22 protein-coding genes are annotated in these 16,897 nt (G+C 35.5%); 5 read left to right on the top strand and 17 right to left on the bottom strand.

Annotation, left to right across the window (positions count from 1 at the left end):
• Positions 1-12: 12 nt before the first annotated feature.
• The 3 genes from PQ456_RS08085 to PQ456_RS08075 all read right to left on the bottom strand — a co-directional run bounded on the left by PQ456_RS08085 (position 13) and on the right by PQ456_RS08075 (position 2,709).
• A complete protein-coding gene (locus tag PQ456_RS08085) occupies positions 13-1,161 on the bottom strand; it encodes a hypothetical protein (RefSeq protein ID WP_273615660.1) in 1,149 nt (382 codons plus the stop codon).
• 187 nt (positions 1,162-1,348) lie between these two features.
• Positions 1,349-2,077, bottom strand: a complete 729-nt coding sequence (locus PQ456_RS08080) for a class I SAM-dependent methyltransferase (RefSeq protein WP_273615659.1) — start codon at positions 2,075-2,077, stop codon at positions 1,349-1,351.
• A 122-nt stretch (positions 2,078-2,199) separates the two neighbouring features.
• Positions 2,200-2,709, bottom strand: coding sequence for a hypothetical protein (locus PQ456_RS08075; protein ID WP_273615658.1), 510 nt, complete (start codon positions 2,707-2,709; stop codon positions 2,200-2,202).
• Between the two features lie 464 nt (positions 2,710-3,173).
• On the opposite strand from PQ456_RS08075, the gene PQ456_RS08070 reads away from it, so the two are divergent.
• Together PQ456_RS08070 and PQ456_RS08065 are read left to right on the top strand one after the other, a co-directional pair.
• Positions 3,174-3,905: a superoxide dismutase family protein gene (locus PQ456_RS08070; RefSeq protein WP_273615657.1), complete on the top strand. Its 732-nt coding sequence runs from the start codon at positions 3,174-3,176 to the stop codon at positions 3,903-3,905.
• A gap of 214 nt (positions 3,906-4,119) precedes the next feature.
• The gene (locus PQ456_RS08065) at positions 4,120-4,431 is read left to right on the top strand and encodes a hypothetical protein (protein WP_273615656.1); all 312 of its coding nucleotides are present in this window, start codon (positions 4,120-4,122) and stop codon (positions 4,429-4,431) included.
• A gap of 32 nt (positions 4,432-4,463) precedes the next feature.
• Here PQ456_RS08065 and PQ456_RS08060 read toward each other — a convergent pair whose 3' ends face one another.
• Together PQ456_RS08060 and PQ456_RS08055 are read right to left on the bottom strand one after the other, a co-directional pair.
• Positions 4,464-5,003: a hypothetical protein gene (locus PQ456_RS08060; protein ID WP_273615655.1), complete on the bottom strand. Its 540-nt coding sequence runs from the start codon at positions 5,001-5,003 to the stop codon at positions 4,464-4,466.
• Between the two features lie 78 nt (positions 5,004-5,081).
• Complete coding sequence (locus PQ456_RS08055) at positions 5,082-5,603, bottom strand: HPP family protein (protein WP_273615654.1); 522 nt, start codon at positions 5,601-5,603, stop codon at positions 5,082-5,084.
• A 115-nt stretch (positions 5,604-5,718) separates the two neighbouring features.
• On the opposite strand from PQ456_RS08055, the gene PQ456_RS08050 reads away from it, so the two are divergent.
• Entirely contained in the window at positions 5,719-6,618 is a 900-nt protein-coding gene (locus PQ456_RS08050; RefSeq protein ID WP_273615653.1) for a LysR family transcriptional regulator, read from the top strand.
• On the opposite strand, the gene PQ456_RS08045 is transcribed toward PQ456_RS08050, so the two are convergent.
• The 3 genes from PQ456_RS08045 to PQ456_RS08035 all read right to left on the bottom strand — a co-directional run bounded on the left by PQ456_RS08045 (position 6,613) and on the right by PQ456_RS08035 (position 8,352).
• Complete coding sequence (locus tag PQ456_RS08045) at positions 6,613-7,101, bottom strand: GNAT family N-acetyltransferase (RefSeq protein WP_273615652.1); 489 nt, start codon at positions 7,099-7,101, stop codon at positions 6,613-6,615. The genes PQ456_RS08050 and PQ456_RS08045 overlap by 6 nt on opposite strands.
• Positions 7,102-7,147: 46 nt before the next feature.
• Positions 7,148-7,636 carry a tetratricopeptide repeat protein gene (locus tag PQ456_RS08040; protein ID WP_273615651.1) on the bottom strand — a complete coding sequence of 163 codons (489 nt, stop codon included), beginning with the start codon at positions 7,634-7,636 and terminating at the stop codon, positions 7,148-7,150.
• Positions 7,637-7,782: 146 nt separating this feature from the next.
• A complete protein-coding gene (locus PQ456_RS08035) occupies positions 7,783-8,352 on the bottom strand; it encodes a ribonuclease domain-containing protein (RefSeq protein WP_273615650.1) in 570 nt (189 codons plus the stop codon).
• 201 nt (positions 8,353-8,553) lie between these two features.
• On the opposite strand from PQ456_RS08035, the gene PQ456_RS08030 reads away from it, so the two are divergent.
• Positions 8,554-8,823 (top strand): hypothetical protein, encoded by a 270-nt coding sequence (locus tag PQ456_RS08030; protein WP_273615649.1) that lies wholly within the window; start codon positions 8,554-8,556, stop codon positions 8,821-8,823.
• A gap of 45 nt (positions 8,824-8,868) precedes the next feature.
• On the opposite strand, the gene PQ456_RS08025 is transcribed toward PQ456_RS08030, so the two are convergent.
• A complete protein-coding gene (locus tag PQ456_RS08025; protein WP_273615648.1) occupies positions 8,869-9,399 on the bottom strand; it encodes a hypothetical protein in 531 nt (176 codons plus the stop codon).
• Between the two features lie 136 nt (positions 9,400-9,535).
• On the bottom strand, positions 9,536-9,988 hold the full coding sequence (locus PQ456_RS08020) for a WapI family immunity protein (protein ID WP_273615647.1): 453 nt from the start codon (positions 9,986-9,988) through the stop codon (positions 9,536-9,538).
• Positions 9,989-10,133: 145 nt separating this feature from the next.
• Between PQ456_RS08020 and PQ456_RS08015 the strand changes: the two genes are divergently transcribed.
• A complete protein-coding gene (locus PQ456_RS08015) occupies positions 10,134-10,412 on the top strand; it encodes a hypothetical protein (protein ID WP_273615646.1) in 279 nt (92 codons plus the stop codon).
• Positions 10,413-10,423: 11 nt separating this feature from the next.
• Here PQ456_RS08015 and PQ456_RS08010 read toward each other — a convergent pair whose 3' ends face one another.
• The 7 genes from PQ456_RS08010 to PQ456_RS07980 form a co-directional block, all read right to left on the bottom strand.
• A complete protein-coding gene (locus PQ456_RS08010; protein WP_273615645.1) occupies positions 10,424-11,299 on the bottom strand; it encodes a DUF6615 family protein in 876 nt (291 codons plus the stop codon).
• Positions 11,300-11,321: 22 nt separating this feature from the next.
• The gene (locus PQ456_RS08005) at positions 11,322-12,338 is read right to left on the bottom strand and encodes a M48 family metalloprotease (protein WP_273615644.1); all 1,017 of its coding nucleotides are present in this window, start codon (positions 12,336-12,338) and stop codon (positions 11,322-11,324) included.
• 181 nt (positions 12,339-12,519) lie between these two features.
• On the bottom strand, positions 12,520-12,807 hold the full coding sequence (locus PQ456_RS08000) for a barstar family protein (protein WP_273615643.1): 288 nt from the start codon (positions 12,805-12,807) through the stop codon (positions 12,520-12,522).
• 96 nt (positions 12,808-12,903) lie between these two features.
• On the bottom strand, positions 12,904-13,344 hold the full coding sequence (locus PQ456_RS07995; RefSeq protein WP_204824707.1) for a ribonuclease: 441 nt from the start codon (positions 13,342-13,344) through the stop codon (positions 12,904-12,906).
• A gap of 371 nt (positions 13,345-13,715) precedes the next feature.
• Positions 13,716-14,036, bottom strand: a complete 321-nt coding sequence (locus PQ456_RS07990) for a cupin domain-containing protein (RefSeq protein ID WP_273615642.1) — start codon at positions 14,034-14,036, stop codon at positions 13,716-13,718.
• Positions 14,037-14,085: 49 nt separating this feature from the next.
• Positions 14,086-15,288 carry an MFS transporter gene (locus PQ456_RS07985; RefSeq protein WP_273615641.1) on the bottom strand — a complete coding sequence of 401 codons (1,203 nt, stop codon included), beginning with the start codon at positions 15,286-15,288 and terminating at the stop codon, positions 14,086-14,088.
• A gap of 291 nt (positions 15,289-15,579) precedes the next feature.
• The gene (locus PQ456_RS07980) at positions 15,580-16,698 is read right to left on the bottom strand and encodes a glycerol dehydrogenase (RefSeq protein WP_273615640.1); all 1,119 of its coding nucleotides are present in this window, start codon (positions 16,696-16,698) and stop codon (positions 15,580-15,582) included.
• Positions 16,699-16,897 lie beyond the last annotated feature (199 nt).

The following is a 16,897-nucleotide window of genomic DNA, read 5'->3' as shown; positions in this document are numbered from 1 at the left end:
ATTATCTCTATATTATTCTACCATCAGAATATTGCGAATCATTTTTATATTGCCTTGTGATTCCTCTTGTTGTTGCTCTGCTTGTTCTATCATGTTCAAATGATCTTTGATTTCTTGGAGGTATTCTTGCTTTTGTTCTTCAAATTCACTAAGTACATAACTGAGGTAAAATAGTGCTGTTGATTGTTCGTCTGACTCTACATACTCTGTTACGGCTTTTTTCCATGCAGGAAATAGGTCTGTAACGATATGATCAATATTTTCGGCTAATGCTTCAACCGCATGATATTCTGTTTTGTAACAATGTTCGAAAATACTTTTACCTATAGAATTCTCATTATTTTCGATTTCTTGAATCCAGTAATGAACTTGTTTGCTAAATGAACGTTTTTGTAAGTCTACTTTTAGTTGGTCGAATTGAATATCGCCTGTATTCAATTTAGGGATAGCATCATAAAGTACTTCACATTTAACAGTTTGTCTCATCATGAGACTCCAATCAATAACATCTCCATCAACAGCAGCGTAAAAAATAAAGTTCATTGTGCTATTTATTTGCTCTTGAATCCCCTTATCTTTTAAACGTTTAACTACTTCTTGCACAGCAATATAATGTCCATATTCAACAAGGGATTGATTCATAATAATAGAGATATCTTTAAAATCTCCTGTATACATTGGAACAGGAAGTTCATCCATTTCAAAGTCTAATATTTTTTCATCAATCATATAACGTCCATCCAAAATTTTTATAATTTCATCATTATGAATCTGATTGTGAAAAGAAAAATCACCTAAATTATACTTTTGATGATTCATTTGAATGCTATTTTTTGACTCGGTAAAATACTGTTCATGAGATTTTTTATACTGTTCTTCTGTATTCATATACAAATGAAAATCGTAAAATTCGTTAGTAGCAATAGCCATTACATATACGTCTTTATTGTACTCAGAAGATAGAAATCGCTCTATTTCAACTAAGCTTTGTGTATACAATTGCTCTATCATTTGTTCTTGTGTTATGTAAGGTACACCTGCTGGTAACTCGGGTAACTGATACAATTCATCATCTGTTGTCAAAATATAATTCGTAGGATTCAGTACAAATGGTTTTCGATGTTTCATAGCTTTAGCAATATCAATTTCATAAAAATGCATAGTTGACCTTCTTTCTACGTCTACATAATAATGTTTCTTTTTATGTATCGGTCATTTTATTACTCCAGATTAACATTTACTCAAAATAAAAAGGAGATTGCTCTCCTTTGGTATAGATCTATTTGATATTGATCTTCACTAGTACAAGTATACATTCAATCATACACTTGTACTTTTCTTTGTTATTTTACAATTTGACCGCTTTAAACAAAATAAAAGAAGGCTTTCTTCGTTCTTGTTCAAGCTTCGGCATTTTCTCCAACCCTTCGGGAGTCGATTCGGGTTCGGTGATTTGTTGTATCATCAGTCCATGAGCAATCATGCCATTTACCAGTGTTGATACTTTCCGATGGTACTTAATCACGTTGTCGACTACCCAATGTGTACTGCGCTGTCCTTCTTCGCCATAATTATCTATCGCATAATGAAGTTTATTCCCTTGCTCGTCTTCTATCCAACCGTCCATATCTAGCTTGGCTGTCGTAATCGGATGTTCGGTTGAAAAGACCAATGTTCCTCCCGGGCGTAACCACTTTGCAATCTGTGCCATCAGGCGATCATAGTCTGCTACATAATGAAAGGCTAAAGAACTTACAATCAAGTCAAATGATTCTGCTTCAAACTCTAATTCTTCCATCGGTGCATGAATATATGTAATTTGCGGAATCTTCGGCGCAATACTTAACATTTTACTTGAAATATCAGCTCCAGTGACATGGTCTGCTCCTTGCTCGACCATAGCTAAAGCTAACTTACCAAATCCACAGCCCATATCAAGTACCTGCAATCCTTGTAGATCTGGTAATAATGCTTTCAAAGCAGGTTGCTCTACAAAATCATTAAATGTAATCCCTGAGCTCCGCAACTCTTTATAATATTCAAAAAAAGTAGGATCATCATAAATATTTTGACGCATAGCACATAACCTCCTAGACGCATTTACTTTTTGTGATAAATTAAAATGTTCTGTCCGTTTAAACCCATTATACAATATAAAATAAAACAAAAGAGCCACTAAATATGGCTCTCGTGTATGTATTAATAACCGCCTGTATTTGAAGCCCAGACTGGACCTTTGCCAGTAGCATAAAGAACAACGTTTCCATCATCTTGTACAACCAGGCTATCTCCAATTAATCCAGCAGGTACATTACCTTTATAGTGTGCATTGCTCCATCCTTTCACATCTGCTGTCCAAAATACGATACCTTTAGAAGGATCAGTAACGCGCAGTGTGTTAGGGAGAAGTGTTAATGCTTCTGGATATCTTTGAAATTCACGACCTAAAAATGTGTCATAGTATCTGAATACATCACCATCTGTATTGGTATCCCACATTGGAATGCCTGCATCGCGATACAATACCAAGTTGCCATCGTTTTGCATGACTAGATTAAATCTACCGCTTGGGGAGGATAACATCTGACCTTTAGCCAATGTCTCGCCAACGTTCAGTGTACTTTTAGCAGATGCAGCTGAAGCATGGTTGAACTGAAGCATAAATACTGCAAGTAAAACTAGAACAAACTTTAACGAAATACTTTTCATCATCATTTCTCCCTTTAAATATAATTTTAATTCCTGCCATAATATATTACAAATTTCAGGTATTATCAACTAATATTTAACATTATATATAATTAAAGGATTTCAAGAGTGATCGGTTATTTTATATAGTTTTTAATACAAATACGGTATATTTTAATAAAATTATTACATTGTACGTATGATTGCTAGCTTCTAAATATAGGAAAAACAAAGCTAAATAGCTTCATTTACTTCAATTGATATCTGTTTTTACATCAACGCTAAAAAATGATTTTAATAATTCTACTGATTATTTGATCATTTCTACTGTTTTTATTTCTATATCTTTATACAAAAAGATCACATATAGATATCTATTATTGCATGTATATACTCCTGTAACTTTGAGCACTTCTGCTTACAATATATTTTTAAGGGTATAAATGTAAAAAGAACCTATTTATTCAAAGGAGGAATTTGGACTTATGAAGAAGCCTTTAGGTAAGAAGCATATGGTACTCTCTTTTCTTGGTGGAGCTTTATTTTTCTCAGGAATTTCGTTTGCGGCAGATGCGACGACAGTGACTCCAAATACAGAGGCTTTAAAATTTTACGTAGATGGTGAACAAAAAGTCACTTCAGCTCAATATAATAATCAAGGTAGTGTTGTCCCGCAGTCTTTTACGTATAGTGGAACAACCTATGTACCTATTCGTCATGTAAGCGATCTACTCGGGAACAAAATGTACTGGGAACCTCATTCTGCTACGATCTCTGTGAACAGTCCAGTCGTCGAGATCAAAAATGCTAAAGGCGAGTCCATAGGTACAGCGATGCTGACACAAGATCAGAATAATGTGAATATCAAAATTAATGTCAAAAATCTACCCGCAGGCAAGCATGGAATACATGTTCACCAATCGGCTATTACCAATAACGATTTTGCGACAGCAGGATCACATCTTAATCCAGGCGGACATGAACATGGTCGACTTAATCCTAAAGGACAACATACAGGCGATCTACCTAACTTAGAAGTAGCCGCAGATGGTACAGCTAATGCCACAATGGTATTGCCAAATGCCAGTCTAGAAAAAGGAGATGAACATTCTCTTTTAGGTGCTTCTATTATTATTCACGCTGCTCCTGATGATGAAATGACGGATCCGACCGGAAATTCAGGAGATCGTATCGCTGGCGGAAATATTCCCCAGTAATCTATAGTCTACACGTTGCCAAATAGAACGCTAGCTAAAAAAACTCTCTATATCGTTTAGAGAGTTTTTTAGCGTTACTATATGTTATTTATCTTCTACTTTTAATTTGTTCTTTGCCGTAGGCGTAATGTCCAAAATAGTCTAAAATAGAAGTATCTTTCTCTATAGACTATACTGAGGATATCGCATTCCTTTGTGAAAGAGGTGTACATTCATGCCTATTCTTCGTAAGCCGATCAGACGCACAAGACAGATTATCACATTGATGGCTATTGTTGTCGTGGCTGTAACGTTTCTATATGTGAGCAGTATCAAGACTACAGAAGGTGTGTTCCGCGTAATTGGAGTGACCGATCAAGGAATTGTTGTTCAACAAGGTCAGCAAACGGCCAATCTCAAAACCACACCGGACATTATGCAATTGGTACAGATCGACCAGCTTTACTTTATCCGTTATCATTCAGACTGGATACGTAATCCCAAGTTAGAAGATATTCAACTGGTTGCTCCAAAAAGTGCAGGGTAAGGCAAAACATATCTATTGCTTACCTGCACTTTTTATTTAAGAAATCGTTCTACTAATCCTGTAGCACTGACGTACTTGGGATTATAGTGCAGACGTAGAAGTACCTCATCTGTTGCTTCCCCTTTCACTCCTTTTACATAGAGAGTTCCTTTTCCTTTGTCTTTCAAATAACGACTGGTTTCTCTGTTAGAAGTGGTATCGCTAGTGTTGGTATGTTCATTGTCTTGTGAGTACATAAATGCAGTTTCAAATGTTCGATATCCTTTTCCCAAAATATACATATACTTATATCCATCGTTTGGATCATCATCTGTACCCAGACTCAAAAAGTAAATCTGCTGTTTCTTATGGTCTGCATGAGACTCTTGTAACCATTCATCTACAAACTTTTGGTGCTGCGGTTCAATCTGATTGAATTCGTATGTATAAATGTCTTGCAGTAACGATTTCTCTACCTCTTGTTGGTGCTGTACGATGGTTGGCTTAGTCACTGTAGGAGGGTGTTCGGTACTTGTGCAACTGGTCAGCAAGATCATAATTGCTATAGAAGTATTAATAAAGATTTTTCGCATATCTTCTCCTGTCATAAGGCTTGGTAATAGAAAAAAGGATCACATCAAAAGATATAACCTTGATATGATCCTTTTTTATTATATCCAAAATGTAGGATATTTTCTATTTTTGATTAAATTATTGTAGAGCACAGCTACGCATACGATAACAATTGAGCCGATTAATACCGGAGTCACTAGAAAAGACCACGTACTTGCTGCGGTTATAACTACAATAGGATTGGCTCCAGCAGGCGGATGAGTCGTTTTGGTCAGTAACATTAGCGCGATGCCTAATCCAACAGCAACCGACAAAGACCAAATACTATTTCCCCAAAGATGATACACTGTCAGACCGCACAAAGTTGTGACCATATGTCCACCTATAATATTTCTTGGCTGTGATACAGGAGCCTCTGGCAGTACAAAAGCCAGCACACAACTTGCTCCAAAAGGAGCTATTACTAAAGACCATTGCAATCCTTCAGCAATACTTTCTAATAGAAGTATCGTCAAAAATCCTCCTACAAAAGCAACGACAGCCTGCCATATATTTATTTTCAAAGGCGACCTCGCATGTGTTACGAATTTAGCAAAATAGGCTTTTATTGCTTTCTCCACTATCATTACTCCTCTATCCATAATGTTCTCTATTCAGAGTATACACGAATATAAGGTATCTATATAATGAATAATATTGATAAGTATTATCTAATAAAATGATGGAGTATTTATGATGCTAAATCAACTGGATGGTAAATATATTTATACGTTTCTCAAAACATATGAGCAACGAAATATCAGTAAAGCTTCGATAATGTTAGGCTTTTCTCAATCAACGGTGACTAATCATATTCAGATTCTGGAAGAACTACTACATGTGCAGTTATTCTATCGAACGATTAACGGTGTCATTCCTACAGAAAAAGGAAAACTATTTGCAACATATGCTTATACGTTATTACAACTGACCGAACAGTTACACGATAATCTTCATGAAGTGCAAGGAATTATTCGAATTAAAGCGTTGGAATCATTTTGCGTGACTCACTTCTCTAAGCCTATCTTCGACTTTCTGGAAGATTATCCGACATCAGAAATTAAATTAACAACAGGTTTTCATCAAAGTATGATCGATGATGTGATTAACCAAAAAATCGATTTGGGTATTGCTCCTATCGATCCCAAGCTTAGTGCTATTCGTTATACGCCTATTTTAGAAGAAGAATTTGTCTTGATCGCTTCTACCCGGGTAAGTGAGGAAAAGCTACTAAGTCATGAAGTTCGGATGATAGGCTTCGGTAGTAATTGTATTTATCAATCTATAGCTAATAAAGTGCTCGTCGATCATGGCAAGTTGGATTATCAGAATATTGAGTATGCTAGCTTAGAAATGATCAAACAAACAGTGCTAAATGGTATAGGTATTGCGCTCGTTCCCAAGTGCTCTGTCGAAAGCGAACTTCAAGCTAATACGTTAAAAATAGTATCTCTCGGTGAACCTATTATGATAAGTCATGGCATTATCGAATTAAAGTCCAAACCTCATAATGAAATTACAGAGTTATTCAAACAACGTATTATTGATCACTTCCAAGTGAATGATTCACTATCCACCTCATCTATACATTTATAAGACGAATAACATTGTAATCGATGTGCCAACAGTACCTACTTCTTGAAATCCTAGCCGCTTATACAAACGCACCACTGGATTGCTCGGGTCAACACTTAATGAGACTTGAGCAATCTGCTGTTGTCGCAATTCAGTAAGCAATGCTTCCATCAGTGCTGTACCGATACCCTGCCCGCGATAATCATCCAATACAGCTAATCCTAACTCTGGCGTCACATCATCAATATAACCATATCCCTGATTATCTTCAGGTAAGACTCTAGCGGTTACAGCTCCAATCGGTTGTTGTTGGTCGTTGATTGCTATATAACCTATATCTCCAGCTTGACCCCAATGTTCCACATACTTTGCTAAATGTGGTTCATGAATTACTTCCCGCTCAAAAGGCTTTTCCCCTTCACGTACATATAGCGACAAATACAACGTCTCCCACAAAAAATCCTGATCATCTGCTGTAACGGCTCGTATACTACATGTATGCATATCAAACAGCTCCTTTTATTTATCTATGTAATCTGTACATTCCTGCTTACTCCCACACCTGATCTAACTTGTCCGCATAAAATAAAATCGCTCGCTGATACTGTTCAATCCCTTTATCACTGGTTGTCTCTGCAAGTTCAGTCATTAATAGCTTCATTCCTTCTGCATATTGTTCTAGATTGTATAACACCATCGCATAAAACACTTTAAATTCTCGTGCTTCAGGATACTCTTGAATCGCTTGCTTAAAAAGAGCCGCTGCCTTGTCGTAATGAGCTAATGTGCGATAAGTACTACCGAGTCCCAGCATCGCTCCCTGACGATCTTCCCCTTCTAATCCATTGGCAAGAGCTTGTTCATAATAAGGCACAGCTTGTGCTTCTAATCCTAGATTGTCATACGTCCATGCCACCTGATATAACAACCCAGGATCATTGGGATCTGAAAACAATAGATTCAGTAAAATCGTCTTTGCTTGTTCGGCTTGTCCATCTTTGCGTAATTCAATCGCTTGTTGCATCTGATTATTTGTCATCTGGGTTTTTCCTTTCAACTTGTTGTTGCTGTACTCCATTCTTAACTCGATTGATCATCTGTACGTATAAGATCGCTATCATTATAACAAAAGACCGACAATCATTGTCGATCTTCGCTATTGAATATAGAGTTGAGGATACCATTTTATTTGATCTGTTGAAATGAATCGTAATGATCGGTTGTTTTATAAATTAAGCCATCGGTAGAGTACAATATCCGATTAGCTCCCCGAAAACCAGACGTGTAGTTGATATCAGCTTCATGCCATTTGCGCCCTTTGGATGTAGGCAACAATTTTTCGTAGTTACTAAAATAATCTCCACCAATACTTTTACCAGGGGCAACTTTATCCAGATTACCTTTCGACGATTCCCAGCCCAACGATTCTGCTTTGGACTTGGTGATATAGTTACAAGGTAATTTTTTGTATTCTTTCAGATAATTCGCAACACCGTCAAAGGTATTGATAACTTTGCACGTATTCGATGTATTAGACTTGTTGGTGTTGCTACTCTGGTTATTTTGGGTTTGGCTAGTGTTGTTTGTCGATTTACTTGACGATTGATTCGGTGTCTGCGAATCATTTGAATCAACCTGTGCGGTCTGATTAGATGCTGTGGTACTTGTATTTGTAGAAGATCCATCTTGCAATTGGGTGATAAAGATAACACCCAATACCAGAATCAGTACAATACCTGATAATATCTTTTTCAACAAAAATGCCCCCTGTTCGATCTCTGTGTTGTGATTGATTATATACTCTCCATGATACCATACCCTTTTTAGAGAGTATTGATGTAGGTTGGCGATATGGTGTTGTTCCGGTATACTGATGAGATGATTTTATTGAATGTATACTCTATTACATAGTAAGAATTGAAAACATTGATCATAATTTAAAAGGAGTACTTCCTATTGAAATCCAAAATAGTATTACTAACTATAGTGCTTAGTCTGGCTTTATGTATCACTATGATCCAACCTCAACTTGTCTATGCTGAACCATCTAATCAAAGCGATCAAGCAATAAAAGATCGCCTTATAAAGCAATATAGTTTGACACCGCATGAAGAAATTGAGCCTTACCATTCTCTTGGTGACTATGGTATTAGTATAAAAATAGACAAAAACTGTTCTTACCCTTTTTTTCTTACTACATTTATTCGCCTTTATTGCTGTTTATAATTGACTAGGTTGAACTGGCTTTTTCAGATAACATGTATAACTACGCTAAGTTTCATTATGTTCAGATAAATATGGCTTATAATATATTTTTAAAAATTCTAATTGTGTACTTATTTTGTTAATTTCTTTCTCAAAAATAGAAAAAATCTCTTGTTTTTGTTGTTCAAGCAGTAATGTATGATGTTTATTTTTTTCAAGTACATTTAATTTATTAAAAAAATAATCGTAATTCTCGTTAGCATATGGCATACCATCAGTGTACATTCCAGCTTTCACTAGAAAACTCGACCAAGATAGATGCCCTTCTACATATTTCACATACAAACAAGCAATGTAAAGATTACATTTATAATGGATATCAAATTCTTCACATGCATCCAAACTAGCATATAATAAAGCAATACCCCCTGCTATTTCTGGATCTTTAGTCATACTGAGTTCAATAATCCAATAAGGCGTCTTATCATTCTTTTCAATAATTGCGTCACAAAAAGGGTAATAATATTGATAATCTATTAATTGGCTTCGAATCATTACACTAAGTTTGATGGCAAATGTTCGATCTATACTTATCATCTTGAATGTTACCCTCCTTATGCTGCTACCTCAAACGAATAAATTCAGCGTTTAATTATTCGATCTCAGTTATTTTGCACATATCTAGTTGTATGTAATACTTGAGATTCCCTTTTATTTCATTCTAATAATCAATTCATTGCTTGGTGGAACGTTGTGGAAATTCTACAATCATATTATCCAATTGCTTTATAATATCGTACAAAACGTCTTCAGGTAATTCCATCATCAGATATTTATCTACCGTTTGTCTACCATGCTCCATTAATGCTTTAGGATAAAAAGACTGAGATATTTCTATTTTCACCGTTTCATTTGGAATATATTCAAAACTCAATTCAGCTTCCATGAAATAGAAAGTCTGCCACACCACATTCTGTACTAGTATCGAACTAAACCAATCTCGTAAGTCCTGCAATTCTTTGGCTAGCATACAAGAACTGCTCGCCTCCCACTGTAATCCATTCTCATCTTGAGCGATCAACTGCACCGTTAGCCAGTCGTCATATAAGCATTCAACTCTTTCTAGAGGATAATCATAATGTAAGATGTTGAGTTCAAATCGGATATTTCCACTAATCCATAGCATGTGACGTACCGCCTTTATTAAATTTAAGTGCAAGTAGTCAGTATACCAAACTTCACGAGTGACATCACTTCGCTATCAGAGTGACCGTATACAGCTAAAATAAGCGATGCTACGATAATAGCATCACTTTTTGGAGGTCTACATTATGGATGATTTTGAAAAAGATTTTAATCAATTCAAGTCAATGCGGATGGAAAGTATAGCGAATACGATTATTTATGGATCAGAAGATTATAAGAAGTTGATGTTGGAAAGTGATCGGCTGTTTACCGAGTTATGTACATATGTGGAACCAGAGGGAATGAAATTATTGATGGATTATTGTAATGTAGTGACTCTGCTACAGGGAATAGCAGAGTCGGTGATGTATGAGCAAGGGTTAAAAGATCGGTTGAGATTTAAGCTACAACTAAAACAAATTTAATACCAAGTATATTATATTTCTGTAAATATAATATACTTGACATCTGGAGCATTAAGTGGAAACTTCACATGATTTATTGGTGATATTTCTACTTTTAACCAATCAATTAATCCTAAAAAAGAAAGATTAAATATTTCATTTATAAAAGCTTTAAATGATGAATCTTTTGGTAACATATTTGATCCAACATTTGTAACTTGTTTTTTCTTATTCAACTTTCGATTCAATAATTTTTTTCTGGATTTTCGAAGTTCCTGAATGTATGTTGGTAACTTTTCTTTATAATAATTTTCTTTAATAATAGATGGATTTACTTTTAAATAAGATTTGAGTATATATTCTAAAATATCATCTGATTCGCAAAAAAAATCATCTACAGGCTTACAATAACTTTCTAAAATAATTCTTTTTTTAAAATTTCTTAATTGATTGTCAGATTTTATACTAGCTATATCGTGAGCAAAAGCGTACTCCCATGAATGGTATATATTCTGCTCATCATCAAGATAATTATAAAAAAAGTAAATAGGTACAAAATTTTCTTCCATTGACGTGTTGATCAAATTTTCCATTTGATGCTTATGATCTAATTTTAAATAACTTGAAGTTTTATAATCAAGTTTTTTAGCTTGAATTCTAAAACTTATAGCTTTTCTACTTGAACGACTCCACATCCACCATTCCATATCAGCTCCATTTTTAGATTCTTCTTTCTCTCTTTGTTTAGCTAATATAGAGTTATTACTATGATTTATTAGCTCAGAGAAAATAATATCTGTTAAAGTAGTTTCTCTTACCATAGATCTGGTTACTTTTTCCTGACGTAATAAGTTCCAAATTCTTTGAGATATTTTCTTGATAATCTTTTTTGACACATAATATTCCAATGTTATTCTCCTTTATAAATCATTATCTTCCAATCCATCCTTTTCCAGTCAAGAACCATTTCATCATTAAAAAAAGATGTTTTGTAAGATCCATGTATGTCCATTTCTTATAATTTTCTATCAAGTATATTCTTCTATCAATAGAAGGATGGTCTAATATCAAAAAATACTTAAAATATATTTTTTGGTACCAAGTATAATTAGCCCAATGATAATCTTCTTGACTCTTCAAAATATGAAGTAATTTAATATATTCCCTTGCTCCAACATTAGATAATTGGCTTGCAAATCTATCAGCTTTTAATTCTTGAATTTGGTTCCAAAATCTTCTATTGTCTATTAATAAAAAAATCATCATGAGAATAAAATAAAGTAATGCAATTAAACAAAATATAAGGGTCAGAAAATTGTAAAAACTTAAATATTCACTAATAAAATTTAAAAATTGTACAAATACAATAAAACTAACAAACAAACATAAATTATTTAATACTCTTTTCAAATTTGCTATGACAGTAGTATCCATAAACTTTAAATGAAATATTTCATGAGCTACTAATGCTATTACAGTATTATATTCTAAATCTAAACTCTTTTTTGTAATACTAATTTGATGTTGTCTAGAACGTAACTTAGAAGATGCTTGAGCATTAATTTCTTTAGAATTATTTATTAAATCAATATCAATTTTGTTTATTCCCTGTTCTAAACACATTTTCACAATTAAATCTTCTAATTTTGGATTCCTCAAATGCTCACAATTATCTGTTTCCATTATGTAGCTAACACTTTCGTTATAACTGTTACTAAAAAAATATGTGAATTTTATACCAATTCCTATAACTAAAATTAATGACATCCAAATAGAAAAATTAAATAAATGAGTTATTAATAAGGGAGATAGAAAAGTTACTAAAAATGGTAAACTATATTGTAATATAAATCCTTCTGATTTTGATCTAGATTTAATAATTAGATCAATAGAATAAGCTATACTTATAATATTACTTAAAATAGAAACTAAAAATAAAATAATCATTTTTTCTCCTTTGGTTAGATATTTTTCAAATATAGTCTCAAATAATTATTTTAATTATAAACTGTTAAGATAAATCATCAATGTGTTCTTCACACTAAAAATAATCATCAAAAAAAGCTGTTACTCTTCTGAGCACAGCTTTTTCTTCACTTCTATATTTGCCTATCTTAATCTTCTATATTCAATCTTCCACTTCATCCCTTACCCATATCCGAAAGCCATTACCTTCCGCTTGAGCTTCTTCCAATACACTCAGCACCTGATCGGCTTTATCACCTAGACGTTGACGGCTTACATCATAATTCAACCATTCCATCTGTAATGGCAATTCGATCATGCCTGTTAAGCAATCCCATAGTGCATCTAGATTTTTTCCATAAAATTCAGGCAATTCTAGCTTCTGTTGTAAAGTCTCGTGTAATTCGGTGATCGTATGAAAGTCCTCGCCATTGATCGTTACCATTTTCATTGTTATCTCATCCTTTACATCTTAAAGTGCTATTCATAGCGATATGCCAGAAGCAATCATCTGCTCTGGCATACGCGTATGAACAACGTTTATGTTCTACATTTTGGTAAATGAAGCATAGTGATCTGTTGTTTTGTACACTAGACCGTCGTTAGAGTACAAGATACGATCGGAGTTGCGGAAGCCGGAAGTGTAGTTAATATCTGCCTCACGCCATGTGCGTCCACTTGCTGTTGGAAGTAATCCTTCGCGGTTGCTGAATACATCTCCACCGATACTTTTACCCGGAGCTACATCTGCCAGGTTTCCTTTCGAAGACACCCATCCAAGTGCTGATGCTTGAGATTTCGTAATAAAGTTACAAGGCAATGTTTTGTTCGCTTTGATGTAATTCGATACACCTGTAAATGTGTTGATAATCGTACAAGTCGCTGCTGAAGCTTTTTCTGGCTGTGCAACAGGTGTTACTTGTGAACCGGTAAAGAAGACAACCGTTAACATCAATGCAAGTAGTGCTGTGGACAAAAATCTTTTCATTTTCCAGCCTCCTATGTAGCTTGTATTGGATGAACGTTGTTAACTTATAACGTCCTATGCACATTATAGGTAACAAGCATTCTCTTTACCATTTATATCACACAAGTTTGTTTAAAATTTTAAATTTAATCGCTTTATTTGTAAATATTTCTAAATATAACGTAAAATGAGAGTAAAAAGCACACATTATGTACTATCTATTAGTTATATACATATCATTCTTATCCATATACACACTCTTTTTAATTTTACCATATTAATCCATAGAAATCTGAGATTCTCTAATTAGTTCTAGGTATGCCTTCTATATGGGTATGGATATAAAAATAGCTACCTCTTCACTTTATGTAAAGAGATAGCTTGATCTGTGTTTACAATTTTAACAAATCTTCGCGAATCGGAGTAAATACATCTAGCAGAGCAGAATCTTCTTCCAGTGCTACAACTCCATGACTGGCATGAGGCGGAATATTGATAGACTGCCCTTGAGTAAGTGTTGTCTGCTGATTATCGATCGTGAATGTAAATGAACCCCGTAGACAATAACTCATCTGCTGATGAGGATGGTGATGCTGGTATCCTTCTGCTCCTTTGGCAAAGTGAACTTCCATCATCATTAAGCCTGCATTGGCATTCAAAATACAGCGTTTTACCCCAGGTTCTGCATCTTCCCATAAACCTAGATTACTCATATCGATTCTGCCTCCTTTTGACGATTAAGCAGTATACATTCTATTATCATCATGCCTTTACTGCTTCGTGTGCATCTGTACGTTTCCATTTGCGATAATTGCCCATAATGATCAATAACAGAATTAAAAAGGCTACCGCATAACTGGCGATCAACATCAAAGACACTTGAATCGGTGCACGATCCATCGTATAGCCGATCAATACAGGGAATACTGCATTACCGAAGCCTGCAAATCCTGTAATCAGACTGGTAACCGTACGTGCCATACCGGGTAGTGTATGATTGGCATAGACCATTGTGATCGAATAGACACCTGACATCGTAAATCCTAACAATGGTACTAACAGATATCCAGCCCATTCTTGACGGAATACTAGAAATGCTAGCAGAACCAATAGACTAAGCGACATACTAATCAATAGAAAACGACTGTAATTCACACGACGGATAATCCAACCGGTTGCAAGTCGTCCAACGACCATCGCTCCCCAGAATGCACCAATACTGATCGAAGCATAATATTCCGAACTGCCGAAATACGTAATAAAGATAGATGATAAGAAATTATTGAGACTGCCTTCAATTCCACAATATACAAAAATCATCAGCAAAAATATGCTTAATAATACTATTTTATGTCTGCCTGTTACAGTAGCCGAAGGTGCAACTTCTACCGCATCGATAGCTTGATGAGCTGAAGACTCTTCTTCACCAGAATATTGAATCCGCATCCATACAATCCCCATCACAAGTGAGATCAATCCTGTTACTGCAAATACCCATTGCCAGTGCCCGAGTGCAATAAAACCGCTTGCAAAAACAGGCATCCCTAACGCTCCCAGACCGAAAGACACTTCCAAATAACTCATCGTTACCGCTCTACGACTTACAAATCGCTCCATAACTAACGCCGCGACTACAACTTCAATCGCAGATACACTTAGACTGTTAAAAAAGTTCAAGACTGTAATCCACGAATACTGCGGTAATGTTAGCATCATCCCCTGCGTTACAGCGATAACAAGGGCAGAAATTGCCAGTGTGACCTTTTCACCAAATCGGTGCATCATATAAGCAGACAATGGAACTCCGATTAGGAATCCGATTGAACCGATAAATACCAGTGTTCCACCTTCAGTATAACTTAGATTGTAATGCCCGAGTAACTGCGGCATAATCGCTCCAATCGTAGTGACGACTAATCCTGCTAGAAAATACATTAGATATGAAGCAAACGCAAACTTTCTCATATTCCCAACCTTCCTTGCACTTACGCAACCATCTTTATTTACTGGATAAAAAAATACTTGTTGATCTCTACATTCTTATATCCTATCTTTCCTACCCTATCAGAAAATGTCGAATAATGAAAGCAAAAAAGCCTACTTTCACCAAATAAATGGTAAAAGTAGGCTTTTGTTCTTCGTATAAAAAATCGTATGATTATACACTCACTTCTATATTATACCGTTACTACAGTAAATCATTACAAAAATACTATAGTACGCATCACTAAAAGTGTCATATATTCCGATACGGTTTTATTGATTTTTCAATTTAGCTTTGTATGCTTTAGAGTATTGATCGGCTGCGATAATAGCATCTTTGACATCATCGGCGGTCACAGGGAACGGAAGATTATGAGCAGTCTCATCTGCTTTGGTAGCTGCTTCTGCTACACGATAAAGATCTTCATCTGTTGCATCTTGTAAATGTAGATCTTCTAATGTAACAGGTAATTCCAAGCTGATATAGAAAGCAATATAACGCTCGATTTCTTCAATAGAACGTTTTTCAAGTGCCAGTTGCGACAATGTACCGAAAGCGACTTTTTCACCATGTGTCATATGATGAATCTCTCCATCTAATACAGTGAATCCGTTATGGATCGCATGTGCCGCGGCTAGACCACCACTTTCGAATCCTAGTCCACTTAGTAGTGTATTCGCTTCTACAACTGATTCAAGCGCAGGTGTAACCACTTTGCGTTTAACCGATTCATAAGCAAGTACACCATAGTCGAACAATACTTCTTCACATTTACGGGCAATCGCTTCAGCCGCAATCGTTGTTAGACCACCTGCCATTGTTGTTGCACGCGCTTCGATAACCGCTCTTGCTTCTACCCATGTTGCCAGAGCATCTGCTATACCTGAAGATAGGAAGCGTGGCGGTGCCCCTGCAATCGTTTTGGTATCGACAAGAATCAAGTCAGGATTTTTATTGTAAAATTTATAACTTTCAAATACACCTTCATCTGAGTAGATAACAGAAAGTGCACTGGTTGGCGCATCTGTAGAAGCAGTTGTTGGGATAATCACACTATATCCACCTAACTGATCGCTAACCGCTTTGGCTGTATCTAACGTTTTACCGCCACCTACACCCACAACGATAGTGGCTTGACCTTCTTTACCGAGTCCAGCTAGGCGATTAATCTCATTGGTTGAAGCTTCACCATTAAATACGGCTTTGGTGTACTGTACACCCGCTTTGTCCAAGCTTTCTAATACCCGGTTACCTGCAATATCCCAGACAATATCATCGGCGATTACCAATGCTTTGCCATCGCTAATTCCTTTTACATATTCTCCTGCTTTATCAGTAACATCTCTACCCTGTACGTATTTTCCCGGGCTGATAAATATGCGTTCTGTCATGAAGATCTTCCCCTTCCAATATATCCATATTTGGTCGAATCGATCCTATTACTCCGCTATGTACCTGATGTGTGTACTTCCTTTTGTATTGCAAATCCTATTTATTCATTACAGTATTGATTAGGAAACGGCAATGCGGATCAATAGTCTCTTCTTATAATTTCACCAAAACTGACCTTTATGAACACTAAGCAGGTTA

Source organism: Paenibacillus kyungheensis, from assembly GCF_028606985.1.
Lineage (GTDB): Bacteria > Bacillota > Bacilli > Paenibacillales > Paenibacillaceae > Saccharibacillus > Saccharibacillus kyungheensis.
This window is presented reverse-complemented; position numbering and strand designations above follow the sequence as displayed.

Excerpts from the sequence above, each read along its gene's own strand:
- PQ456_RS08085 (WP_273615660.1), bottom strand. The coding sequence starts at position 1,161 with ATGCATTTTTATGAAATTGATATTGCTAAAGCTATGAAACATCGAAAA.
- PQ456_RS08080 (WP_273615659.1), bottom strand. The coding sequence starts at position 2,077 with ATGCGTCAAAATATTTATGATGATCCTACTTTTTTTGAATATTATAAA.
- PQ456_RS08075 (WP_273615658.1), bottom strand. The coding sequence starts at position 2,709 with ATGAAAAGTATTTCGTTAAAGTTTGTTCTAGTTTTACTTGCAGTATTT.
- PQ456_RS08070 (WP_273615657.1), top strand. The coding sequence starts at position 3,174 with ATGAAGAAGCCTTTAGGTAAGAAGCATATGGTACTCTCTTTTCTTGGT.
- PQ456_RS08065 (WP_273615656.1), top strand. The coding sequence starts at position 4,120 with ATGCCTATTCTTCGTAAGCCGATCAGACGCACAAGACAGATTATCACA.
- PQ456_RS08060 (WP_273615655.1), bottom strand. The coding sequence starts at position 5,003 with ATGCGAAAAATCTTTATTAATACTTCTATAGCAATTATGATCTTGCTG.
- PQ456_RS08050 (WP_273615653.1), top strand. The coding sequence starts at position 5,719 with ATGCTAAATCAACTGGATGGTAAATATATTTATACGTTTCTCAAAACA.
- PQ456_RS08045 (WP_273615652.1), bottom strand. The coding sequence starts at position 7,101 with ATGCATACATGTAGTATACGAGCCGTTACAGCAGATGATCAGGATTTT.
- PQ456_RS08040 (WP_273615651.1), bottom strand. The coding sequence starts at position 7,636 with ATGACAAATAATCAGATGCAACAAGCGATTGAATTACGCAAAGATGGA.
- PQ456_RS08025 (WP_273615648.1), bottom strand. The coding sequence starts at position 9,399 with ATGATAAGTATAGATCGAACATTTGCCATCAAACTTAGTGTAATGATT.
- PQ456_RS08020 (WP_273615647.1), bottom strand. The coding sequence starts at position 9,988 with ATGCTATGGATTAGTGGAAATATCCGATTTGAACTCAACATCTTACAT.
- PQ456_RS08015 (WP_273615646.1), top strand. The coding sequence starts at position 10,134 with ATGGATGATTTTGAAAAAGATTTTAATCAATTCAAGTCAATGCGGATG.
- PQ456_RS08005 (WP_273615644.1), bottom strand. The coding sequence starts at position 12,338 with ATGATTATTTTATTTTTAGTTTCTATTTTAAGTAATATTATAAGTATA.
- PQ456_RS08000 (WP_273615643.1), bottom strand. The coding sequence starts at position 12,807 with ATGAAAATGGTAACGATCAATGGCGAGGACTTTCATACGATCACCGAA.
- PQ456_RS07995 (WP_204824707.1), bottom strand. The coding sequence starts at position 13,344 with ATGAAAAGATTTTTGTCCACAGCACTACTTGCATTGATGTTAACGGTT.
- PQ456_RS07990 (WP_273615642.1), bottom strand. The coding sequence starts at position 14,036 with ATGAGTAATCTAGGTTTATGGGAAGATGCAGAACCTGGGGTAAAACGC.
- PQ456_RS07985 (WP_273615641.1), bottom strand. The coding sequence starts at position 15,288 with ATGAGAAAGTTTGCGTTTGCTTCATATCTAATGTATTTTCTAGCAGGA.
- PQ456_RS07980 (WP_273615640.1), bottom strand. The coding sequence starts at position 16,698 with ATGACAGAACGCATATTTATCAGCCCGGGAAAATACGTACAGGGTAGA.